This window comes from Marinobacter sp. 1-3A (assembly GCF_016597775.1).
Classification (GTDB): domain Bacteria; phylum Pseudomonadota; class Gammaproteobacteria; order Pseudomonadales; family Oleiphilaceae; genus Marinobacter; species Marinobacter xiaoshiensis.
Genome location: NZ_VCGZ01000006.1, coordinates 188,949 through 212,187, shown reverse-complemented (window position 1 = coordinate 212,187; position 23,239 = coordinate 188,949). Strand labels below are relative to the sequence as shown.

Here is a 23,239-nt window from a genome sequence, read left to right as displayed (position 1 = left end):
CCCTCCCTTACATTCGGGAACTGTTATGCGTCGCAGGATTGTAGCCGGTAACTGGAAAATGAACGGGTCGAAAGACCTTTCGGAAAAACTGGTTGGCTATGTCCGGTCTGAGACCGGATCTCTTGATAATGGCGTGGAGGTTGTTATTATTCCTCCCGCACTATATGTCGGGGATGTGTTGAGGCTGGCGCAGGATGCTGTTTCAGTTGGCGTCCAGAATGTAGGGCAGTGGCAGGCAGGCGCCTATACCGGAGAGATTTCTTCGGAAATGGCAAAAGATGCCGGCTGTCGCTATGTGCTGGTTGGGCACTCGGAGCGGCGTCAGCTTTTCGGTGAAACTGATGAGCAGGTCGCTGAGAAGGTGTCGCTGGTTCTTGCCAGTGGTTTGACGGCCATTGTGTGTGTTGGCGAAACGCTCGAAGAGCGGGAGTCCGGGCAGGCAGAATCGGTTGTTGCTGCTCAGGTTCGTGCAGGATTGTCGTCAGTAGTTCGGGCGGCAAGTAGCGCAAGTGCATGGAAGAATATCGTAGTCGCCTACGAGCCAGTTTGGGCTATCGGTACCGGTAAGACGGCTACTGCAGAAGACGCTCAGGCTATGCATGCATCAATACGCGGCGTACTTAAAGGTATGGGCGCCCCGGGCGAAGAGATTTCATTGCTTTACGGCGGCAGTGTAAAAGCGGATAATGCAGCGGCGCTTTTTTCTGAGCCCGATATAGACGGCGGTTTAATCGGTGGCGCATCGCTGGTCGCAGAAGATTTTGTTAGTATTTGCCGGTATTTCCCGGCGGGTGCATAAAGTTAAAGGTTTGCGAGAATCGATATGGATTGGATGGAGACACTGGTAGTCGTTGTGCACGTGGTTATCGCGGTGGCACTGGTGGGTCTTGTTCTGATCCAGCAAGGCAAAGGTGCGGACGCAGGTGCAGCCTTCGGTGGCGGCGCGTCGCAAACAGTATTCGGTAGTCAGGGTAGTGGCAGTTTCCTGACCCGCATGACAACCTTGCTTGCAATCGTGTTTTTTGTAACAAGTTTTTCGTTGGCAGTATTTGCCAAGCAGCGCGCTGAGGTGGCTGGAGAAGCCGGTATTCCAACTGTTAAGGAATCCCGTCAGGCTCCGGTTCAGGATGCGGCTGGAAGCGAAACCGGGAGCGGGGAGTCTGATCTTCCCGAGCTCGAGTGAGGTTTGCCCAAGTGGTGGAACTGGTAGACACGCTATCTTGAGGGGGTAGTGGCGAAAGCTGTGCCGGTTCGAGTCCGGCCTTGGGCACCAATTGAATGAGAAAACGGCTTGGATTATCCAGGCCGTTTTTTTGAGCAGTCCTTGACCAGTCCGTTCGGCGTCTCTATACTCCGGCGGATATTGGAGTCTGACATCTTTTGTTGTTGGGCTTCTGGCAGGCCAGGTGTCTGTCAGCAGGAAGCGGTTTACCGGTTTGCTTCCTGCGAGTTCTTGCAACAAAAGGCCCCGGTTATCGGGGCTTTTTGATTAAGGGGCCTGGCGCAACAGGCCCTGGTGCGTAAAAAGGGCTGATCAACAGCCCTTTTTTTGTTTTTTGGGCCGGTAAATTTCATACGGAGACCGCCTAACTTGTCAGGCAAGCTTAAACAACTGGAAGACATTCTTCGCCCTGTGGTCGAAGGCATGGGTTACGAGTATTGGGGCATTGAGTATCGCTCCAAGGGCTATCAGTCCATGCTTCGGGTATTTATAGACGATGCCGAGAAAGGCATTGGTATCGACGATTGCGAGAAAGTCAGCCGTCAGATTAGTGGTGTTATGGATGTAGAAGACCCCATCCAGACCGAGTACACGCTTGAGGTTTCATCACCGGGAATGGATCGACCGCTGTTCCGGCCTGAGCAATATCAGGCGTTTGTGGGGCATCAAGTACAAATTCGCTTGCGCATGGCGTTTGAAGGTCGACGCAAGTTTCAAGGGCTTATAAAGGGTGTGGAAGACGACGAAGTTGTGATTGTTGTAGACGATCATGAGTATTTGTTGCCTTTTGACAGCATTGAAAAAGCCCAAATCATTCCGGTATTCGAGTGAGCTATTTGAACAACTCAGTAGATGCACAGTTTATTTTCAGGGCAGGGCAATCCAATGAGTAAAGAGATCTTGCTGGTAGTTGAGGCCGTCTCGAACGAAAAAGGCGTCGAGAAGGAAGTGATTTTCGAGGCAATCGAACTGGCACTCGCCACCGCGGCAAAAAAACGCTACGAAGATGAAGAGTCGGATGTGCGTGTTTCTATCGACCGTCGCACCGGAGAGTATGAAACTTTCCGTCGCTGGCTGATCGTTGATAACGATGCGGTGCCTGCTCTTGGCACCGAGCTGACGCTTCAGGAAGCCGAAGAAATTGATCCCGAACTGAAACCGGGCGATACCTATGAAGAAAAGGCTGAGTCGGTTGCCTTCGGTCGCATCGGGGCTCAGGCCGCGAAGCAGATTATCTTCCAGAAGGTTCGTGAAGCTGAGCGCAGCAAAATTGTCGACAGCTACCGTGACCGTGTTGGCGAGCTGGTTTCAGGTACCGTCAAAAAGGTTACTCGGGATAACGTAATTGTCGATCTTGGCGCTAATGCTGAAGCCTTGCTGCCCAGAGAACACCTGATTCCGCGTGAAACCTTCCGCATGGGCGACCGGGTTCGTTCGCTGTTGCTGGAGATCCGCACGGATCACCGCGGTCCACAGCTGATTCTTAGCCGTTCGGCTCCGCAGATGTTGGTTGAACTGTTCCGCATTGAGGTTCCCGAGATCGCCGAGGACTTGATCGAAATTCGTGGTGCTGCCCGTGATCCTGGCTCCCGCGCCAAGATTGCAGTGAAAACCAACGACCGTCGTATTGACCCTGTTGGTGCTTGTGTAGGTATGCGCGGCTCCCGTGTCCAGGCTGTTTCCAACGAACTGGGCGGTGAGCGTGTTGATATCGTTCTTTGGGACGACAACCCCGCACAGTTGGTTATTAACGCCATGTCTCCGGCAGAAGTGGCCTCCATTGTGATGGATGAAGATCGCCACACCATGGAAGTAGCTGTAGCGGCAGACAACCTGGCTCAAGCTATAGGCCGTAACGGTCAGAACGTGCGCCTGGCGACCGAGCTGACAGGCTGGACTCTTAACGTTATGACTGAAGAGGAGGCCGGTGAGCGTCAGGAGCAGGAGTACAATACTCTGGTTGAAACATTTACTGCGCATCTTGATGTGGATGAAGAATTTGCCGGCGTGCTCATTGACGAAGGCTTTACCTCTATTGAAGAGGTTGCCTATGTACCCATGGAAGAAATGCTGGCAATTGAAGGTTTTGATGAAGACACAGTCACCGAGCTGCGCCGCAGAGCCAAAGATGTCCTATTGAACCAGGCTCTGGCTAGCGAAGAGGCCCTCGACGGCGCAGAACCCTCAGAAGATCTTCTGGGCATGGATGGAATGGATCGTGGTCTGGCGTTTAAACTCGCCGGCATGGGTGTACGTACCATGGAAGATCTGGCGGAGCAGTCGGTTGATGATTTGCTCGATATCGAAGGTATGGATGAAGAGCGTGCAGGCCAGTTGATTATGGCAGCACGCGCCCCCTGGTTTGAAGACCAGGCTTAATTCGGGAGGAGACCAGTATGGCTGAAGTAACGGTAAAACAACTGGCCGAAGATGTAGGCGCTCCCGTGGATCGTTTGCTGAAACAGATCGTGGAAGCTGGCCTGAAAGCCCGCTCGGAAAACGACGCTGTATCCAGTGATGAGAGGCAGCAGCTGCTGACCTATCTGAGAAAGACCCACGGTGAAGCAGGCGCTGAGCCGAACAAGATTACTCTCAAGCGTAAGACCACTACCACGCTCAAGGCTGGTAAAGCCAAGACCGTTAATGTGGAAGTACGCAAGCGCCGCACTTATGTCAAGCGTGCGGAGCTGCAACCGGAGCCAGAAGTGGCAACGCCAGCACCAGTAGCAGAAGAGTTGCCGGAAGAGCAAAAAGTAGAGCAGTCCCAGGCAGAGCAGGCGCCAAAGGTAACTGCGCCTCAGGCCGAGACGGAAGTGCCTTCTGAGGCAGCCAAGGTGGAAGCACCGGTTGTGGACGAGCCGGCAGCAGCTGAAAAAGCTGAGCCCAAGAAAGCGGCAGAAGCTGATCCGGTGATTGCTCCGGAAGATATCCCGATGCCGCCGCCTGAGGGTGATGGTAAAGATCGCAAGCCCAAGAAGAAGAAAGAAAAAGTTCGCGAACGTGGCGACGATGCTGAAGATGGTAAGCCCAAGAAAAAGCAGGCTGGACATCGTGGGCCACGCAGTCGTCCTGCAGATGCACCGCTGGTAGTCTCGGAAGATGATGATGACACCACGCTGCGCAAACCACTGCGGGCGAAAAAGAAACCCAAAGAGAAGCGTCATGGCTTCGAGAGGCCGACCAAACCAATGGTCAGAGAAGTAGAAGTTCCCGAAGTGATTACCGTTGGCGATCTTGCCCAGCGGATGGCCGTCAAATCCGGTGATGTCATCAAAGCATTGATGGGCATGGGCGTGATGGCAACCATTAACCAACCTCTGGACCAGGAAACATCGACACTGGTTGTTGAGGAGTTGGGTCACAAGGCCAAGCCGATTAGCGATGACGCTTTTGAGCACGACGTGCTCAGCGAATTCAAAGTGGAAGGCCAGGAAAAGGCCAAGCGTGCCCCTGTTGTGAGTGTTATGGGCCACGTTGACCATGGTAAGACGTCGCTGCTGGATTACATTCGGCGTACCAAGGTCGCTTCAGGTGAATCCGGTGGCATTACGCAGCACATTGGCGCATACCACGTTGAAACCGACCACGGCATGATTTCTTTCCTGGATACCCCGGGCCACGCGGCTTTCACAGCGATGCGTGCTCGTGGAGCCCAGTGTACGGATATCGTTATCCTGGTAGTTGCATCTGATGATGGCGTTATGCCACAGACTAAAGAAGCGGTGCAGCATGCCCGCTCTGCTGGTGTGCCCATTGTTGTGGCAATCACCAAGATGGACAAAGAGCAGGCCGACCCGGATCGCGTAAAGAACGAGCTCTCTGCTATCGAAGTTATCCCGGAAGACTGGGGCGGCGACGTACAGTTCGTACCGATCTCCGCGCACACGGGCGAAGGCGTTGATACGCTTCTGGAAGCAGTTTTGCTTCAGGCCGAAATTCTTGAGCTTGAAGCCTCTCCTGACGCGCCAGCTAATGGCGTTGTTGTTGAGTCCAGTCTTGAGCGCGGTCGTGGTTCTGTAGCTACTGTATTGGTTCAGAACGGCACATTGCGCCGGGGCGATATGGTTGTAGCTGGGTCCTTCTTCGGTAAGGTCCGGGCAATGACTGATGAGGCTGGCAAGCAAGTTAAAGAAGCGGGTCCGTCTATCCCTGTTGAGATTCTGGGTTTGAACGGTACGCCTAACGCCGGTGATGAGTTCTTCGCTGTAGCTGATGAGCGCAAGGCGAAAGAGCTGGCAGAGTTCCGCCACGTACGTGAGCGCGAGCAGCGTTTGCAGCGGGCACAGGCAGCCAAGCTTGAGAACCTGTTCGAGAACATGGGTAAGGATGAAGTTAAAACCCTCAACCTGGTTCTCAAGACAGACGTGCGCGGTTCTCTGGAAGCGATTACCAAGTCGCTGCAGGATCTGGGTAACGAAGAAGTTCAGGTGAAAATTGTGTCGTCTGGCGTTGGTGGTATTGCTGAGACAGATGTAAGCCTGGCTATGGCAACCAATGCCGTAATTTTCGGCTTCAACGTGCGTGCTGATACATCAGCCAAGCGCCTGGTTGAACAGGAAGGTCTGGATCTGCGCTACTACAGCATCATTTACAACTTGCTGGACGATGTTAAAGGCGCGTTGACAGGTATGTTGGCACCGGAATTCCGCGAAGATATTGTTGGCATTGCCGATGTTCGCGACGTGTTCCGTTCACCAAAGTTTGGTCAGGTAGCTGGCTGCATGGTGACCGAGGGCAACGTATACCGGAACAAGCCGATTCGTGTGCTGCGTGACAACGTGGTTATCTTTGAAGGTGAGCTGGAATCCCTGCGCCGCTTCAAGGACGACGTACCCGAAGTCCGTAACGGCATGGAATGTGGTATCGGTGTTAAGGGATACGATGTGAAGGTCGGTGACCAGATCGAAGTCTTTGATCGTATCAGGGTCGAGCGTAAGCTCGAATCCACGGGGGCCTAATGGCTAGAGAGTTCAGTCGTATTGATCGCATTGGCGATCAGATGCAGCGTGAGCTTGCCCTGCTGATTCAGCGTGAGGTCAAGGATCCGCGGTTAGGCATGGTAACGGTGAATGCGGTCAAGGTCAGTCGTGACCTTGGCTACGCCGATATCTATGTCTCCCTGTTGACTACCGAGGAGCTCACTGCTGAGTCTCCCGAGGTCGTGGATTCGATTTCCGTACTGAACAGAGCGGCGGGGTTCCTGCGTGGGCAAGTGGGAAGAGCCATGAAACTGCGGGTTATACCGCAACTTCGCTTCCACTTTGATGCGCTTCAAGGCTACAGCCGCAGAATGGACAACCTGATTCGCGAGGCGGTTGGCGACAAGCCAGCCGTTACGCTGAATGAAGAAAGTCAGGACGACAGTCAGAGTGATCCGGAGTCAAACGCTTGAGCCGCAGACGCAAAGGCCGTGAAGTTAATGGCATTCTGGTAATCGATAAGCCGTTGGGTATTACCTCCAACGGCATTTTGCAGCAGGTAAAGCGCCTTTACGGTGCTGCCAAGGCTGGCCATACCGGTGCTCTCGACCCGCTTGCAACTGGCGTGCTTCCCCTGTGTTTCGGCGAAGCGACAAAGTTCTCCCAAATGATGCTGGACAGCGATAAAGCCTACATCGCTACCGCGCGGCTCGGTGAGCGTACCGAAACCGGTGACAGTGAAGGCGCTGTGGTTGCTACCAAACCAGTACCTGAAAATCTTACACCGGAAGTGCTTGAGCCGGTGCTTGAACAGTTCCGTGGTGATATCCAGCAAGTCCCTTCCATGTATTCCGCGCTCAAGCACAATGGACGTCCGCTCTATGAATATGCCCGCGAAGGCATCGAAATTGAGCGCCCGGCACGCCCGGTAACCATTTACGAACTTGAGCTTCTGGCTGTGCGCGAAAATGAGCTGGATATTGCGGTTAAATGCACCAAGGGTACGTACATTCGCTCACTCGTTGAAGATATCGGCGAGGCCTTGGGTTGCGGGGCTCATGTGATTGAGCTGAGGCGCACTCTGGCTGCCGGGTTTACCCTGGCGGATGTGCATGCAGTGCCTGATCTTGAGGCTATGCGAGAGCGTGATGAAAGTCTGGATGGCCTTCTGGTTGCACCGGATGCAGCACTTTCGATGTTCCCGGAGCACCGCCTGTCGGGGCAGCCTTTGGTGTCGATATTGAATGGACAACCGGTTAGAATACTGGGCCAGGCTTATGACGGCTTCGTTCGCATTTATGGCAACGAAGGTTTTGTCGGGCTGGCAGAAGCATTGCCGGAAGGCGAGGAGACCAAACTGGTTCCACGTCGGCTGGTGAGTGACAGCGGCAAGCGTTAAGCGCGCCGCTGTTTAGCCGGGCTGTAGAGATGCGCGGTTCGGCCGGATTAGACAGCATCGCAAACATTGAGGTGAGTTATGGCATTGTCTGCCAATGAGAAAGCACAGATCGTTAAAGATTATCAGCAAGCTGAAGGTGATACAGGTTCCCCGGAAGTGCAAGTTGCACTGCTGAGCGCCAACATCAACAAGCTGCAGGATCACTTCAAGGTTAACAAGCAGGATCACCACTCCCGCCGCGGCCTTATTCGGATGGTAAACCAGCGTCGTAAGCTGCTGGACTACCTTCGTAAGAAGAACGGCGATCGTTACCTGGAGCTGATCAAGCGCCTGGGTCTGCGTCGCTAAATCCGGTCTTACGACCTGACGGCTGCTCCGGCATTGTTCCGGAAGTAGCCACCAGCCGGCGGGTTCCTCAGGGGGCCTGCCGGTTGTGCTTTTCATCACTGCATTGAGTAATTTGGTGAAACTGGGCTTTTCTGTCGTATTGGAAAGCTGAATTAGATAGCAGGTTGTTGAAAGCCCGGGCGGTACGCGATGTCAGCGTGCCGACTATCCAGCCGGGGTTTTACAACAGCCTGTTAGCTTTCAGGCAGAGTGTCTTCAGAATCACACTTCAATCATTCTGAACAGATAACGCAGGAGTTCGTTGTGGATCTGCAACCGCGTAAGAAATCATTTGAACTGGGTGGCGAAACCGTCACTCTGGAAACGGGCCGTATTGCTCGTCAAGCTACAGGTTCCGTTCTGGTCACCATTGGTGATATTTCGGTTCTGGGTACTGTTGTTGGCGCCAAAGAAGCCAAGCCGGGTCAGCCATTCTTCCCGCTGACTGTTAACTATTTTGAAAAAACCTACGCTGTGGGCAAAATCCCCGGCGGTTTCTTCAAGCGTGAAGGACGTCCTTCCGAGAAAGAAACTCTGACGTCCCGTCTGATCGACCGTCCGATTCGTCCGCTGTTCCCGAGCGGGTACATGAACGAAACCCAGGTCATCTGTACGGTAATGTCGTCCAGCAAGAAGCAGGATCCGGATATTGCTGCCATGCTGGCTGCTTCAGCCGCTCTGGCTATCTCCGGTATTCCTTTTGACGGCCCTATTGGTGCTTGTCGCGTTGGTTACACCAACGAAAGAGGTTACTTCGTAAACCCAAGCTTTGAAGAGCTGGAAAGCTCACTGCTGGATATGGTTGTGGCCGGTACGGACGAAGCCGTACTTATGGTTGAGTCTGAGGCAAAAGGCCTGACCGAAGACCAGATGCTTGGCGGCGTGCTTTATGCTCACCAGGAAATGCAGGCAGCCGTTACTGCAATCAAGGAATTCGCAGCCGAAAATGGCAAGCCCCGTTGGGATTGGCAGCCAGCTGCTGAAAACACTGAACTACTGGGCGCGATCAAAGCCGAGTTTGCCGGTGCGATCGAAGAAGCCTACGGAATTCGCGACAAGATGGCTCGTTACGAGCGTCTTGGCGAAATCAAAGCCGCTGCGGTTGAAAAGCTTGCCGGCGAAGAGGAAGGCGAGCCTTCTGCGGAAGATGTTAAGAAGAACTTCGGTAAGATCGAGAAGGCAGTTGTTCGTCAGCAGGTTATCGACGGTAAGCCCCGTATCGATGGCCGTGACAACAAGACAGTTCGTCCGATCGAAATCGAAGTGGGCATTCTGCCAAGCGTTCACGGTTCTGCACTGTTTACCCGTGGTGAAACTCAGGCAATCGTTACGACGACTCTGGGTACTTCCCGCGACGTGCAAACTATCGATGCACTCGAAGGCGAGCGTAAGGATCCGTTCCTGTTCCATTACAACTTCCCTCCGTACTCGGTAGGTGAAGCGGGCCGTGTTGGCACCCCAGGTCGTCGTGAAGTTGGCCACGGGCGTCTTGCCAAGCGCGGTGTGATGGCTGTTATGCCGACTTTGGAAGAATTCCCGTATGCCGTTCGTTCGGTGTCCGAGATTACTGAGTCCAACGGCTCCAGCTCTATGGCGTCTGTTTGTGGTTCAAGCTTGGCGTTGATGGATGCTGGTGTTCCGCTGAAGGCAGCAGTTGCCGGTATCGCCATGGGTCTGGTCAAGGAAGGCGACAAGTTTGCCATCCTGACCGACATTCTGGGTGATGAGGATCACCTGGGTGATATGGACTTCAAGGTTGCCGGTACCAAAGACGGTATTACTGCACTGCAGATGGACATCAAGATCCAGGGTATTACTGACGAAATCATGGAACTTGCTCTTGAGCAGGCTTATGGCGCGCGTCAGCACATTCTGGGTGAGATGAACAAGGTTATCTCTGAGTCGCGTACCGAGCTTTCTCCGCGCGCTCCAAGCATCACTGCGATCAAGATCAACCCTGAGAAGATTCGTGACGTTATCGGTAAGGGCGGCTCCATGATCCGTTCTATCTGTGACGAAACTGGCGCTTCCATTGATCTGGACGACGACGGTAACGTGAAGATTTACGCAGATAACCAGGAAGCGGCTCAGGCGGCGGTTAACCGGGTTAAGGAAATTACTGCTGAGATTGAGGTTGGTGCTATCTACAAGGGCCGCGTTGAGCGCATTGTGGACTTTGGTGCCTTTGTTAACATTCTGCCTGGCAAGGATGGTCTGGTGCACATTTCCCAGATCTCCGAGCGCCGGATTGAGAACGTGACTGACGAGCTGAGTGAAGGTCAGGAAGTTCTGGTCAAGGTTCTGGATGTTGATAACCGAGGCCGTGTGAAGCTGTCCATGAAGGAAGTGAAAGAAGGCGAGCAGCCGACTGACTTTTCTGACTGATAGTTAGCAGCTAATAAAAACCCGCCTTTCCTATGGATTGGCGGGTTTTTTGTTTTCCGGGCTTTAGTGTGGAGAAGGCAGGGTGTTGGGGAGGGCTTTTCAAAACACGCTGTGAATACTTCCCTGTACGCTTGGCTACGCCATCCATGGCTCCGCACAGTTTTGAAAAGCCCTCCCCAACACCCTGCCGCCTGCGAAATTACTCCTTCTTCAAAAACTCCAGTACGGATTCCTTATAAGCAGGAATTATGAACGTAGCCGTATGAGGAGTATCTGTTGGCAGGAATTGCTTTGGTTCGCCAGCAGCTTCATAAAGCGCCTGCCCGTGATGGAAAGGGATGATGCCGTCGCGCACGCTGTGGATGATCATAATCGGGGTGGGGCTAATATTGGCGATAAGGTCTACGCCTTCGTATTCGTCCGGGATGGTCCAGCTCAGGGGGACCTGGAAGGCCCAGGTTAGCCAGAAGTCTGAGAGCTTTTCTCTCGCAATGCCACGGAAGCCGGAGAAGGTGCCGTCGAGGATGACGCCGTTGAGTTCCGGGGTTTCGTTTCTTTGTACCCATTCGCTGGCGAGAGTTAGCCCTAAGGCGCCGCCCAGGCTTTGGCCCAGGAGGAAGATGGGGGTGTTTTTGGTTTCAGGCTTTGTGGCTAGCCAGCGCAGGCCGGTTTCGGAATCGTGCAGGGCGCCTTCTATGTCGGGCGCGCCTGTTGAGTTACCGTAGCCCCGGTAGTCTATGGCGAATACGTTGTAGCCTTCGGCTGGCAGCCAAGCCACGTTGAGCAGGTGGCTGCTGATGTTTTGGGCGTTGCCATGGAGGAAGTATACGGTGCCTTGTACTTCGCCCTTTGCGGGTAACCACCAGCCGTGGAGGGTTTCACCGTCTGCGGTGTTGAGGTGGATGTTTTCGTAGGAAAGATTCAGGCGATCGGGGGTTATGTAGGTGTTCTTGTCCGGAAAGAAGAACAGGCTGCTGCAGCCGCCCTGCATAAGTACTGCGGCTGAGACGAAAAGCGCCAGCAGGGGCGCTTTCAGCGAGCGTGTTTTCAGAAGTAAACGTGGAGTCCGGCGTGCCATGCGCTCTGGTACCTGTCGTAGTGATCTTCTCTGGTAAATTCGGCGAAGAGGCTGAATTCGCGGCCGAAGTGCCAGTCGCCTTTGGCGTAAAGTTGATCTTGCCGGTGTTGACTGCTGACGATCCAGGCCTTGGTTTTTGCACCGGCCAGCAGGCTGAATTGGTTGTTCTGGTGCAACAGGCCGATGTCAGCGCCGGGTGCCGCATCGTAGCCGCGACGAAGGTCGTCATCGATTTCCACATCTGCAGTAAAAACGGCGAAGGCCTGCGTTTGCTGGCCCAAGCGCCAGCTCCCACCTGCACCACCTTCCAGGTAGGGCGTCAGAACCCGTTTGTAGCCGGTATCGGTACGACGACCACCAAAGCCCACCTGCCAGGATAAAGGTGAGAAAAACGCATCTCTCGGGCTCAGGGAGCGGATTTCAACGCCAGTAAGCTGCTCTAGCTGAAGTTCGTCGTTGTTTGTGTAGTAGCGAGCATCCAGGCGCAGGAATTGTAACTGTGCCCCACTGCGATAGCCGGCCGGTGGGTCAAGAACGTCGTGGTAGGCCGGTCGGAATGTGAGCTGGGTAAACTCACGATGGTCCAACTGGCCGGCTCCCAGGCTTATGCGGAAAGTGTCATGTCCCTGATCGTCACGCACCTGAGGTTCTGGTGGTTCATCAAGGGAAACTACACCGTGAATTTTGCTGCGCTCGCGTAGAAGGTTGTGGGATAGAGGAGCAGCGACCTCTCTAGGCCAGCTATCCGCCTCAGTTTGATAGCGCACGTAATCGTAGGTGGCGTCTAGCAGGTGCGCCCGTTCTTGAGCTGGCAGGGCAAGTACTTCGTCGCTGTCTGGCTCCACATAGCCATTTGCGATGGCTGCTGCAAGAGTCTGCTGTGGTTTGGGTAGCGCATCCAGGCTGTGGGCTACAGCCGTGGCGGCAGACGCACGGTAGTGCACCTTCTCAACCAGATCTTTATCGACCACCCAGCGCACGGTGTCAGAAGGAATGGCGTGAGTGCTGACTTCGCCCAGGAGGTTGGTGCCAGGGCGCGCGATGTCGATGAGTGCCAGCAGCCGGTAGGCGCAGTTTTCATCGAAAAAGTAGTAATCAAAATTCCGGTCCCGGATTTCCCAGGCGTGAGCCAGCATGAAGTCTACTTCCTGCTGATTCAGGTTGAGTTTGTATTCCCAAAGATCCCGGTGCTCTATATCCGAGTAGAGCCGGATTTTTTCGTAATAAGGCTGAATGGTTGTAATGCCGGGGTAACCACCAAAGATTCCACGATAGGCGAACAGCAATTCGCTGTCGTGGGCAGCGGCATCAGCCGCATAAGAGATCGTATTGGCGAGCAGCAGGTTGGTTTGCTCGTCTTCCTGGGGTGGGTCCAGTCGCAGAAATGTGTGCCCGAACATTGATGAAGGGCTGTTCAGATATGAGGCAGCAAAAACCAGCGTAACGCTTTCAGTATTCAGCGTTTCCGTCCATTTCTGATAACCCGGGCACGCTGCTGCCGTTGCCGGTAGCTCCAGACGTTCACGAAGCCAGGCATCCCGCGCAGGAAAACGGCATCGGGCATGATTATCGCCGCTGCCAGTTTGTTGTATTGCTGCCAGTGTCGCCTCCAGTTCTGCCTTGGGGGAGGTTTTGCCATCCTCGCTCAGAAAAAAGTCCGGGTCGTCGGCTTGGCTGGTATGGCCATTCCCGAGCAGGTCGGGCTGATAATGAATGAGTGTGAGCCAGGCCGGATCCAGATGGAGCGGGTCTTTGGTGGCCTGAGTCTGAGCCTGTAAAGGCAGACTGACGATGAGCCAAAAAATAACTGGCCCAATGCGAAGCGAGTTGCCCATGCGAATTGAGAATTCCGGTCTGTAAAAGTGAAGGGGGAGTACGCTCGCCATCCTTGGCGTTCAGATATCCTTATCCTTTAGCTGTCAGGCTGTTACGTATTTGCTCAGTGATTTGTTTTTCTCTAGCAGAGCAACAATGTTGCTAACGGCTTCACCGGAGGTGGTTTCGGAGTTGGGGAAAATTATGTTGAAGTTGCGAGAAAGTAGTTTGTAAAACTCGCTTCTATCTTCCGGGGTAACAGCCAGTGCAGCCGCCATGGCCTCGAGGTTTTCACCTTCGCCGCGTGAGATGTCAGCAGCAATCGCCGCACCGCGAGCATCCATTAGCATTGCCATGGACTGAACGCTTTCATTCGTGTGACAACCAACAATACCAAAGGTCATGCTAACTGTTTGCGAAGCTATACCGTTAGTGGTCGCTGCCAGCACATGGGGGGCGATACCGGACTGTCCCTTCCAGATCATGGCGCCAACGCCGCAGCCGGGTTGGGCAAAGGCCATGGAAGAGGCACCCAGAAGAATTGCACCTGCAATCAGTTTTTTCATTATTTGCTCCTAGTTCTATATTGTTCGCGGTTTCGTAGCTCACACTAGCCATTTGTGCTCTCAATGTGGACATGACCCTGAATGGGTTTGTTTGTTGAGACAAGACGGCCGTGGATCTGAGTATAGTTCAATATGAGGAGTTGACAGGCTGGTTGATCATTAAGTTTTTAAGTCATTGAGATGCATGCAAATGATCAGCTGTCAATATTTCACGGCTGAGCAAGAGACGCTCTATATTATCTCTATTGTTATGAGGCGATTCCTTCCGTATAGTTACGGCCGGCCATGAAGGCCTAGCAACAAAACACGGAGACAATTTTTTGAAAAAAATTCTAATTGCATCATCACTGGTAATGGCAGGCGCGTTGTCTGGCTGTAGCTCAATGAATGTTAGCTCTAACTCTATGCCGATCACTGCTCCTCTGCAGACCGACATTAAAGCTGACGTAGAAGTTGGTGAGAAAATCACAGGCAAAGCTTCTGTAACGAAGATCCTGTTCTTCACTATCGGTAGTGATAAGCAGTTTGCTGACGGCGTTTCTTACGGCGGTTCTAGCGGCGGCATGGGCCTGCCTTTTGGCGACCCTGTTTCAAAAGCTAAGTCTGCAGCAGCCTACAAGGCTGTCACAGCTTCTGGCGCAGACATTATTGTAGCTCCGCGCTATACCGTTGAAACTGAAGACTTCTTGGTTTTCGGTACTATCAACGTAACAGTTGAAGGCTACAAAGGCACTATCAAAAGCATCAAGTGATGCCTTTTTGAATTGCTGAACACAAAAAAGCCGGAGTACGCCACAGTACTCCGGCTTTTTTGTGTTCAGTGAATGCTTTACTCGCCGTAAACGATAGTGCAGCGCTGACCAAACAGGATAAAGTTATTAACGCGCTGCTCTACCACTTCCACTTTTGAAATGCCCCCATTCTTTGCAGCATCTACAACAGACGAGTAGCCAAAGGGTCCAAAGAGAAGGACTGATGTTTCGCAGGCTTTGCCAGTCTTGAATTCTTTCTGGAAATCAACTTGATTGAGGTCAGTCGAGTTTCCCGAGTTCATGGCTACAGCAGAGCAGCCACTTAGGCCCAACGCAAGTGCTGTTGCGATAAATACTTTTTTCATGCTTTCTTCCCTTACGTCCAAGAGGTTGAATTATAGAGGCCAAGTTTGGGCCGCAAAAATATTAACATTCTTTAAGAGTTCTGGGTGTTAAAGACTGTAACAGCCGCCGCTCAGCCACCCAAGTAGGCGTTCTGCACATCCGGATTGGCCAGCAGGTTTTTACCGGTATCGTGCAGGCGTATTTTTCCCGTCTCCAGCACATAACCCCGGTCGGCGAGGTTCAGCGCCTGGTGAGCGTTCTGCTCCACCAGGAACACCGTAATGCCTTCGTCCCGCAGGTGGCCGATGATCTCGAAGATCTGTTTGATGATCAGTGGCGCCAGCCCGAGTGAGGGTTCGTCCAGGATGATCATGTGGGGGCTGCTCATCAGTGCCCGGCCTATGGCCAGCATCTGCTGCTCGCCACCAGACATGGTGCCCGCGCGTTGATTCTCACGTTCTTTCAGGCGAGGGAAGAGCTCGTATACATGGGCCTGGCTTTTGCGAATCTCGGATTTGCTGGTGAAGAACCCGCCCATGTGCAGGTTCTCTTCAACCGTCAGGCCAGAGAATATACGCCGACCTTCAGGCACTATTGCCAACCCGGAGCGCATGATCTGCGCGGTAGGAAGATTGGTGATATCCCGGCCTTCCAGAATGATGCGGCCAGAACTGGCCTGAGGCATTCCGCATACTGTCATCAGCAGCGTTGTTTTCCCAGCGCCGTTGGCCCCGATTAACGAGACAATTTCCCCTTTGTTTACCTCAACAGATACCCCATGCAGGGCCTCAATCTTGCCGTAGTGGGTGTGGACATCTTCTAGTACAAGCATGCTCATAGTCAGGCCTCGCCCAGGTAGGCTTTGATCACGTCGTCGTTGTGGCGGATTTCTTCCGGGGTGCCGCTGGCCAGGGGTTTGCCCTGGTTGATGACGTTAATCCGGTCGGAAATATCCATTACCAGGCTCATGTCGTGCTCAATCAGCACCACGGAAACGTTGTAGTCCTCTTTCAGGCTCACAATCAGCTGGTTGAGTTCTTTGGTTTCCGCCGGGTTCAGGCCAGCCGCGGGCTCGTCGAGCATTAGCAGTTTGGGCTCGGTGACCATGCAGCGAGCAATTTCAAGCCGCCGCTGCTGGCCGTAAGCCAGATTGCCTGCATCCCGGTTGGCGAGATCCAGAAGGCCAACACGCTCCAGCCAATAGGCTGCGCGATCCAGCGCTTTCTGTTCCCGTTCCTTGTAATTGGGCGTGCCCAGCAGGCCGGCAATCATGTTGGTGTTAAGGTGGCGGTGCTGGGCTACAAGCAGGTTCTCCACAACGGTCATCTGAGTGAACAGGCGCACGTGCTGAAAGGTTCGCACCATACCCAGCCGGGAAATCTTGTAGTCCGGTATACCCTGTATCTCTTTGCCTTCAAAAATGACTTTGCCGCCCGTGGGTTTGTAAAACCCGCTCAGGCAGTTGAATACGGTGGTTTTTCCGGCGCCGTTAGGGCCGATGATGGAAACGATTTCCCGTTCCTGCACGTCCAGTGAAACGCCGTCAACTGCCAGCAGGCCGCCAAAACGCATGGACAGATTTTGTACTTCAAGCATCGTCTGTCACCCCTGCTTGTTCAGTGTGATTTGGACACGGCGCACAGGCAGCAAGCCTTGTGGTCGCCACACCATCATCAGCACCATGGCAGCGCCGAAAATAAGCATGCGGTACTCGGAAAACTCTCGTGCCAGTTCCGGCAGGATGGTTACCGCAATAGCCGCCAATATAACGCCAAGCTGAGAGCCCATGCCGCCCAGAACCACGATTGCCAGGATGATGGCGGATTCAAGGAACACGAAAGATTCGGGGCTGATAAACCCCTGCTTGGAGGCAAATACAGTGCCCGCAAACCCGGCAAAGAAAGCGCCAATGGTGAAGGCAGATAGCTTGACCGCGGTCCGGCTAAGGCCAAGGGAGCGAGCTGCGATTTCGTCTTCCCGCAAGGCTTCCCAGGCCCGGCCAACTGGCATCCGCATGAAGCGTCGGATGATCAGCGCCGTAATAACCGCAAGCACCAGAGCAATCAGATACAGGAAGATAACTTTGTGCTCGCCGCTATAAGCAATGCCAAAGGTTTCGTGGAAGGAGGTGTTGCCTTCTTCCTTCACGCGACGGCCGAACTCCATGCCAAACAGGGTGGGCTCGGGAATGCCGCCAATGCCATTGGGGCCGCCGGTCAGAGTTGTCCAGTTGTTGAGCAGGATGCGGATGATCTCGCCAAAGCCCAGGGTGACGATCGCCAGATAATCCCCCCTCAGCCGTAATACCGGGAAGCCCAGAATCATTCCGGTCAAACCGGCCAGCAAGGCCCCGATAGGCAAGGCCATCCAGAACGAAATGCCAGTGTACTGGGACAGCAGGGCGAAGGTGTAAGCACCAACTGCATAGAATGCCACGTACCCGAGATCCAGCAGGCCCGCGAGGCCTACGACTACGTTAAGGCCCAGAGCCAGCATGATATAGATCAGTACCAGCGTTGCCAGATCCACCGAGCCCCGTGACACAAGGAACGGCCAGAACAGTGCAAACACCACGATACCTGTCAGTAACCAGGATTCGAGCTTTACCCGTTTGTTCTGTTCCATTGGCTCTCTGCCGGCCAAGGGGTTGAGGTTGGGTAGCTTGCCCAGCGCGCCCATGAATGTATCGCGGAAGATCTGGAACACAAACACGGCAACCGCAGCCAGCACTATGGCGACATAGGTTGAGGTTTTTGCGCCGGAGAGCGTGATGTTGACGCCCTTGGCTTCGAGGCTAAGGCCAAGAATAGGGAAAGAAATGATTAGTGTGACAATCGCGCAGAACAGGGCGTGTCTTATGTTGTTAGCAGCCATCAGATCTTCTCAACCTCCGGTTTGCCGAGCAGGCCCGTGGGTTTGAACAGCAGTATGAGAATGAGCAGGCCGAAGGAGACCACGTCTTTATACTCACCGCTGAGATAGCCAGATGTCATGCTTTCCGAGACCCCGAGAATCAGGCCGCCAAGCATGGCGCCGGGAATGCTGCCGATACCTCCAAGTACTGCCGCGGTAAAGGCTTTGAGCCCCGCGATAAAGCCGAATAATGGATCAACCGAGCCGTAGTACATGCCAAGGAGCAGGCCGGCAACTGCTGCCAGTGCTGCGCCGATGATAAAGGTGGCGGAAATGATGCGGTTGGTGTCTATGCCCAGCAGGCTGGCCATGCCGATATCCTGGGAAACAGCCCGGCAGGCTCTGCCTGTGCGGGAGCGGGAAATAAAGAGCGACAGTGCGGTCATACAAATCAATGTGGTAATAAAGATGGTGATTTGCATATAGGAGAGCGACATCTCGAATGCACCATCAGCGCTGAAGTTGAACCCGCCTTCTATGAGCGCAGGAAAGCCGATGTTGCGGGAGCCCTGAGCCAGGTGAACATAGTTTTGCAAAAAGATGGACATGCCGATTGCAGAGATCAATGGGATCAGGCGGTGACGGCCGCGAACTGGCCGATAGGCGACTCGTTCTACTGCCCAGCCCATGGAACTGGAGACGAGCATGGCACACAGAAGTGCAACGATAAGAATCAGTGGTAGCCAGGCAAGGCCGAGCGCTGTCAGGCCGGTAATGGCGATGAGCGCGGTGTAGGCGCCGATCATGTAGATCTCACCATGGGCAAAGTTGATCATGCCAATGATGCCGTAAACCATCGTGTAGCCGATGGCGATCAGGGCATAGGCACTCCCGATCGTAAGCCCGTTAATGAGCTGCTGAGAGAAATAAAGGAGGTCTTGCATTATTGTTTGACTCCGGAGGCCCGCTCCCTCCGCTGTATCAGCCTGGCGCAGGATAACTGCGCCAGAAATGAGACAGAATTAACGGGAGCCTAGAAAAACACCTTCTCCCGGATCGCGGTGAGAAGGTGCTCTTTTGATTACCGTTTAGTAACGATCTGGCTTAGTTTACCGGAGTTTTGCTGCCATCTGAATGCCATTCGTACACAACAAACTCGAATGACTTCATATCGCCGGCTTTGTCGTACTGCACTGTGCCGATTGGCGTTTCAAAGCTGCCACTGCGAAGTGCTGCTGCCACGTCGAATGCATCCGTGGATTTCGCTGCTTCAATGCCTTGGGCGACCAACTGGACAGCGGCGTAAGATGTCAGCACAAACGGGCCTGATGGATCTTCACCTTTGGCTTCGAATGCTTTAACCAGTTCCTTGTTCTCGGCCTTTTCATCAAAGCTGGGTGGCAGAGTTACCAGAAGGCCTTCTGCGGCTTCGCCGGCAATAGTGTTGATGTCTTTGTTGCCAACGCCTTCAGGACCCATGAACTTGGCTTTCAGGTCTGCCTGGCGCGCCTGGCGCAGAATCAGGCCCAGTTCAGGGTGATAGCCGCCAAAGTAAACGTAGTCCACGTCGGCTTGCTTGAGCTTTGTCACCAGAGAAGAGAAGTCTTTGTCACCGGCGGTGACACCTTCAAACATGGCGATTTCGACGCCTTTGTCTTTCAGAGTGTCGCGAACGGCGGTGGCGATACCTTCACCGTACTGCTGCTTGTCGTGAACGACAGCAACGCGCTTGGGGTTCTGGCTGGCGATGTAGTTGCCGGCAACCGGGCCTTGCATGCTATCGAGGCCGATGGTGCGGAACACCAGTTCATAACCACGCTCGGTGATTTCCGGGCTGGTTGATGCAGGAGTGATCATCAGAATGCCTTCGTCTTCATAAATGTCAGACGCAGGCTGGGTTGAACTTGAGCAGAGGTGGCCAATGACATACTTGACGCCATCATTTACCAACCGGTTCGCAACAGTAACGGCCTGTTTGGGGTCGCAAACGTCGTCGTACTCTACAGCGACGAGCTTCTCGCCCATTACACCACCGGCTGCGTTGATCTGTGCAATGGCCATACGGGCGCCGGAGAACTGCATGTCGCCATACTGGGCAACCGGGCCGGTCATTGGGCCAGCGATACCAATCTGGATGTCTGCAGCTGCGTAGCCTGCGCCCATGAGTGCAACGGAAGTGCTAACGGCGGTTACGAGTTTTTTTAGTGAAGTTGTCATTGAGTCTGTCCTGTTAGGTTCAGGGTTATTCTTATGTTCTCAGATAGCTAAACAAACACTACACATCCTGCCTTGTCAAGCTAGCCCGAGGCTTCTGCGATCATTTAACATTTTCCAGTTAAAGTCCCGGTGATGTAGAGATGATCTGTGAGTGCCAGTGTGCGGAAGCTTTCGTTGTCGCGCAACTGTTCAAAGCTCACATTAAAAAAGTATTGCGTGCAGTGGGGAAAAAAGGAAGCAGGCGCGTGTATTTGCTTGCATTCAGGGGTACGAAAACCTCTAATAGTTAGTGGTGTAAGCAATGGCCGGTAGGCCTTATTGGAGCAGTAATACAGTGCAGAATTATGAACATGTTCTGGTGGCACTCCGACGTGTTATCCGGGCAACAGATCTTCATTCCAAGCGACTCAGCAAGAATGCGGGGCTTACCGGGCCGCAACTCCTGATTATGCGGACCATCCGGGATCTGGGTGAAGTCACGATTGGCACCATTGCCGACAAGGTGAGCCTGAGCCAGGCAACCGTCACTACCATTCTTGATCGCCTGGAGCATCGGCAACTGGTTTACCGTGTTCGCAGTACGCAAGACAAACGCAAGGTTCATGCGCATCTGACGGAGAGTGGTGCCGACATACTTTCTCGCGCGCCCAACCCCTTGCAAGAAGACTTCATCAAGAAATTCCAGAGCCTTCATGAATGGGAGCAGAACATGATTCTGGCCTCCCTTCAGCGAGTCGCCAACATGATGGATGCCGACGACATTGATGCTTCACCCGTGCTGGATGTCGGCCCTGTGCTGAAGGATGATGGCTGGAAAGAAAAGGCCTGAGCCTTTTCTTTCCCCGGCCTCAATGCACCACTGAACCGGTTTTGGGTTTGTTGCCAAAGCACACCTGGAACACATCGTTATAGTGTCGGGCAAAGTTAACGGTCAGACCCTCTTTGAGATAGTCCGGTAGTTCGTCGTAATCTCCTCGGTTCGCTTCCGGAAGAATCAGGTTGCTGATTTTCTGTCGGCGGGCCGCGATGACCTTTTCGCGAATGCCTCCCACGGGTAGCACTTGGCCGGTGAGTGTCAGCTCTCCTGTCATTGCTGTGTTTTGCTGAGGTGCTTCCCGGCGGGCAATGGAAAGCAGTGCTGTTGCCATGGTGACACCTGCACTTGGCCCATCCTTAGGTGTTGCGCCTTCCGGTACATGAAGGTGTACGAATGACTTGTCGAAAAAGCCAGGGTCGCCCTTGAACCGCTTCAGATTCGAGGCAACGTAACTGTAGGCAATCTCTGCGGATTCCTTCATGACATCACCAAGCTGGCCGGTCAGCTTGAAGCCTCGTTGGCTACTATGAATTCGTGACGCCTCAATGCTCAGCGTTGCGCCGCCCATAGAGGTCCAGGCCAATCCGGTGACCACCCCAATTCCTTTCAGGGCTTTCTCTTTGCGGAACGCAGGCTGGCCCAGATATTCCTGCAAGTCCGATACGCCTACCCTTATTGGCTCGTCCGGGGATTCGAGCAGCTTTACTATGCCTTTTCGCATGACCTTGTGAAGCATCTTTTCCAGGTTCCGCACGCCCGCCTCCCGGGCATAGCCTTCAATAATCTGGCGGATGGCAGCATCGGTAATATTGAACTGCTTCTTGAGCAATCCGGCCCGCTTCAGTAAACGTGGAAGCAGGTGATGTTTGGCTATCGCCAGCTTTTCTTCGGTGATATACCCGGACAGGCGAATAACATCCATGCGATCCAGCAACGGGCGGGGAATGGTATCCAGTTGGTTGGCTGTGCAAATAAACAGCACCTTGGACAAGTCCATACGCACATCCAGGTAGTGATCCAGAAACTCCTTGTTCTGTTCCGGATCCAGGGTTTCCAGCAGTGCAGACGCGGGGTCGCCCTGATAAGACGCACCGATCTTGTCGATTTCGTCCAGCATGATCACCGGGTTGGCCACTTTTGTGTCTTTCAGTGCCTGCACAAATTTACCGGGCATGGCGCCGATATAGGTGCGCCTGTGGCCCTTGATTTCAGCTTCATCGCGCATGCCGCCAACGCTGAATCTGTAGAACTTGCGCCCGAGCGCGTCCGCCACTGAGTGGCCAATGGATGTTTTACCCACACCCGGCGGGCCAACAAGCAGTAGTATGGAACCGCTCACTTCGCCCTTGAACGTACCCTCGGCGAGGAACTCGATAATCCGGTCTTTTACATCATCGAGGCCATCGTGATCGCGGTTCAGAATGCTGCGGGCTTTTGCCAGATCAAACTGATCCGCGGAATGCTGGCCCCAGGGCACCTGGGTGAGCCAGTCGAGGTAGTTGCGGGTAACACCATACTCCGGCGATCCCTGTTCCAGAATCTGCAGCTTTTGCAGTTCTTCATCAAAGCGCTCCTGCACAGCCTCGGGCGGATCAAGTTCCGCCATGCGCGCTTCGAAGCGCTCTGCATCGGCCGTTTTGTCGTCTTTCGACATGCCCAGTTCGCGCTGGATAACCTTGAGCTGTTCTTTCAGGAAGAAGTCTCGCTGGTGCTTCTGCACCTTCTCATTCACTTCGTCGCTGATTTCAGTCTGGAGCCGTGCAACTTCCAGCTCTTTGCGCATCAGTAACAGCACCTTTTCCATGCGTCGGAGCAGCGGGACAGTGTCTATAACTTCTTGCAGCTCCGTGCCGGGCGCGCTGGTCATGGATGCGCCAAAATCTGTCAGCGGGGAGCTGTCTTCCGGACCAAAGCGGGAGAGATACTGCTTTACTTCCTCGCCATAGAGCGGGTTGGTGCGTAGCAGTTCTTTAATGGCGCTGATGATGGCAAGGGTGTATGCCTTTGTTTCATCGGCGTCTTCTTCGGGCTCCTGAGGGTATTCCACTTCGACCAGATACGGCGGTTTGCGGCGCAGCCACTGAACTATGCGGAAGCGCTGCAGACCCTGGGCTATAAATTGAACGTTGCCATCCTTGTTCTGCGCATGGTGAACCCGTACAGCGCAGCCAATCGTGGCCAGTTCGCCGCTCTCGGGTATGTTCTGCCCTGGCTGGTGATCATCGACGAAACAAATGCCAAGCATTTTGTGGTCGGTTTCGGCTACGCGTTTGAGGGTCTCCTGCCATGGGTTTTGATTAACCACGACAGGTTGCACCTGTGCCGGAAAAAATGGCCGGTTTGATACAGGCAATACATACATTCGCTTGGGCAAGGATTGTGCCGGCAGTGCCAACTCCTTGCTGTGTTCATTTTTGCCAATGTATTCGGTGATGTCTTCCTCGAATTCTTCCAGCGAGTCTTTGTCGGTGTCGTGATTCATGC

At 53.8% G+C, this 23,239-nt stretch carries 21 protein-coding genes and 1 tRNA gene; 12 read left to right on the top strand and 10 right to left on the bottom strand.

The annotated features are described in order from the left end of the window. Positions 1–25 precede the first annotated feature (25 nt). The 10 genes from tpiA to pnp all read left to right on the top strand — a co-directional run bounded on the left by tpiA (position 26) and on the right by pnp (position 10,312). On the top strand, positions 26–799 hold the full coding sequence (gene tpiA / locus FE848_RS11615; protein WP_200202966.1) for a triose-phosphate isomerase: 774 nt from the start codon (positions 26–28) through the stop codon (positions 797–799). Between the two features lie 24 nt (positions 800–823). Continuing rightward, complete coding sequence (secG, locus tag FE848_RS11610; protein ID WP_200202965.1) at positions 824–1,183, top strand: preprotein translocase subunit SecG; 360 nt, start codon at positions 824–826, stop codon at positions 1,181–1,183. 5 nt (positions 1,184–1,188) lie between these two features. After that, positions 1,189–1,273, top strand: a tRNA-Leu gene (locus FE848_RS11605). A 318-nt stretch (positions 1,274–1,591) separates the two neighbouring features. Beyond that, entirely contained in the window at positions 1,592–2,053 is a 462-nt protein-coding gene (gene rimP, locus FE848_RS11600) for a ribosome maturation factor RimP (RefSeq protein ID WP_200202964.1), read from the top strand. A 54-nt stretch (positions 2,054–2,107) separates the two neighbouring features. Beyond that, complete coding sequence (gene nusA, locus FE848_RS11595) at positions 2,108–3,601, top strand: transcription termination factor NusA (protein WP_200202963.1); 1,494 nt, start codon at positions 2,108–2,110, stop codon at positions 3,599–3,601. Positions 3,602–3,618: 17 nt separating this feature from the next. Next, positions 3,619–6,180 (top strand): translation initiation factor IF-2, encoded by a 2,562-nt coding sequence (infB, locus tag FE848_RS11590; protein ID WP_200202962.1) that lies wholly within the window; start codon positions 3,619–3,621, stop codon positions 6,178–6,180. Next, on the top strand, positions 6,180–6,614 hold the full coding sequence (rbfA, locus tag FE848_RS11585; protein WP_200202961.1) for a 30S ribosome-binding factor RbfA: 435 nt from the start codon (positions 6,180–6,182) through the stop codon (positions 6,612–6,614). Before infB ends, rbfA begins: the two co-directional genes overlap by 1 nt. Next, the gene (gene truB / locus FE848_RS11580; RefSeq protein ID WP_200202960.1) at positions 6,611–7,540 is read left to right on the top strand and encodes a tRNA pseudouridine(55) synthase TruB; all 930 of its coding nucleotides are present in this window, start codon (positions 6,611–6,613) and stop codon (positions 7,538–7,540) included. The genes rbfA and truB overlap by 4 nt, the downstream gene beginning before the upstream one ends. A 78-nt stretch (positions 7,541–7,618) precedes the next feature. Continuing rightward, positions 7,619–7,888, top strand: a complete 270-nt coding sequence (rpsO, locus tag FE848_RS11575) for a 30S ribosomal protein S15 (protein WP_100638168.1) — start codon at positions 7,619–7,621, stop codon at positions 7,886–7,888. 309 nt (positions 7,889–8,197) lie between these two features. After that, positions 8,198–10,312 (top strand): polyribonucleotide nucleotidyltransferase, encoded by a 2,115-nt coding sequence (gene pnp / locus FE848_RS11570; RefSeq protein ID WP_227714746.1) that lies wholly within the window; start codon positions 8,198–8,200, stop codon positions 10,310–10,312. Positions 10,313–10,511: 199 nt separating this feature from the next. On the opposite strand, the gene FE848_RS11565 is transcribed toward pnp, so the two are convergent. The 3 genes from FE848_RS11565 to FE848_RS11555 all read right to left on the bottom strand — a co-directional run bounded on the left by FE848_RS11565 (position 10,512) and on the right by FE848_RS11555 (position 13,771). Further along, positions 10,512–11,390 (bottom strand): alpha/beta hydrolase, encoded by an 879-nt coding sequence (locus tag FE848_RS11565; protein WP_200202958.1) that lies wholly within the window; start codon positions 11,388–11,390, stop codon positions 10,512–10,514. After that, positions 11,360–13,225: a DUF4105 domain-containing protein gene (locus FE848_RS11560; protein WP_200202957.1), complete on the bottom strand. Its 1,866-nt coding sequence runs from the start codon at positions 13,223–13,225 to the stop codon at positions 11,360–11,362. The genes FE848_RS11565 and FE848_RS11560 overlap by 31 nt, the downstream gene beginning before the upstream one ends. Before the next feature lie 84 nt (positions 13,226–13,309). After that, on the bottom strand, positions 13,310–13,771 hold the full coding sequence (locus FE848_RS11555) for a DUF3015 family protein (protein WP_200202956.1): 462 nt from the start codon (positions 13,769–13,771) through the stop codon (positions 13,310–13,312). A gap of 320 nt (positions 13,772–14,091) precedes the next feature. On the opposite strand from FE848_RS11555, the gene FE848_RS11550 reads away from it, so the two are divergent. Then, positions 14,092–14,523: a hypothetical protein gene (locus tag FE848_RS11550; RefSeq protein ID WP_227715305.1), complete on the top strand. Its 432-nt coding sequence runs from the start codon at positions 14,092–14,094 to the stop codon at positions 14,521–14,523. 77 nt (positions 14,524–14,600) lie between these two features. Here the strand turns inward: FE848_RS11550 and FE848_RS11545 are convergent, their stop codons facing one another. The 6 genes from FE848_RS11545 to FE848_RS11520 form a co-directional block, all read right to left on the bottom strand. Further along, positions 14,601–14,888: a TRL domain-containing protein gene (locus FE848_RS11545; RefSeq protein ID WP_200202955.1), complete on the bottom strand. Its 288-nt coding sequence runs from the start codon at positions 14,886–14,888 to the stop codon at positions 14,601–14,603. Positions 14,889–14,998: 110 nt separating this feature from the next. Next, positions 14,999–15,700, bottom strand: a complete 702-nt coding sequence (locus tag FE848_RS11540; protein WP_200202954.1) for an ABC transporter ATP-binding protein — start codon at positions 15,698–15,700, stop codon at positions 14,999–15,001. 8 nt (positions 15,701–15,708) lie between these two features. Then, positions 15,709–16,464 carry a high-affinity branched-chain amino acid ABC transporter ATP-binding protein LivG gene (gene livG, locus FE848_RS11535; protein WP_200202953.1) on the bottom strand — a complete coding sequence of 252 codons (756 nt, stop codon included), beginning with the start codon at positions 16,462–16,464 and terminating at the stop codon, positions 15,709–15,711. Between the two features lie 6 nt (positions 16,465–16,470). Continuing rightward, the gene (livM, locus tag FE848_RS11530) at positions 16,471–17,742 is read right to left on the bottom strand and encodes a high-affinity branched-chain amino acid ABC transporter permease LivM (protein ID WP_200202952.1); all 1,272 of its coding nucleotides are present in this window, start codon (positions 17,740–17,742) and stop codon (positions 16,471–16,473) included. Further along, a complete protein-coding gene (gene livH, locus FE848_RS11525) occupies positions 17,742–18,665 on the bottom strand; it encodes a high-affinity branched-chain amino acid ABC transporter permease LivH (RefSeq protein WP_200202951.1) in 924 nt (307 codons plus the stop codon). Before livH ends, livM begins: the two co-directional genes overlap by 1 nt. A 160-nt stretch (positions 18,666–18,825) precedes the next feature. Further along, a complete protein-coding gene (locus FE848_RS11520; protein ID WP_200202950.1) occupies positions 18,826–19,938 on the bottom strand; it encodes a branched-chain amino acid ABC transporter substrate-binding protein in 1,113 nt (370 codons plus the stop codon). A 334-nt stretch (positions 19,939–20,272) separates the two neighbouring features. Here FE848_RS11520 and FE848_RS11515 point away from each other — a divergent pair, with 334 nt between their 5' ends. Then, a complete protein-coding gene (locus FE848_RS11515) occupies positions 20,273–20,767 on the top strand; it encodes a MarR family winged helix-turn-helix transcriptional regulator (RefSeq protein WP_200202949.1) in 495 nt (164 codons plus the stop codon). A gap of 19 nt (positions 20,768–20,786) precedes the next feature. Here FE848_RS11515 and lon read toward each other — a convergent pair whose 3' ends face one another. After that, positions 20,787–23,237 carry an endopeptidase La gene (gene lon, locus FE848_RS11510; RefSeq protein ID WP_200202948.1) on the bottom strand — a complete coding sequence of 817 codons (2,451 nt, stop codon included), beginning with the start codon at positions 23,235–23,237 and terminating at the stop codon, positions 20,787–20,789. Positions 23,238–23,239 lie beyond the last annotated feature (2 nt).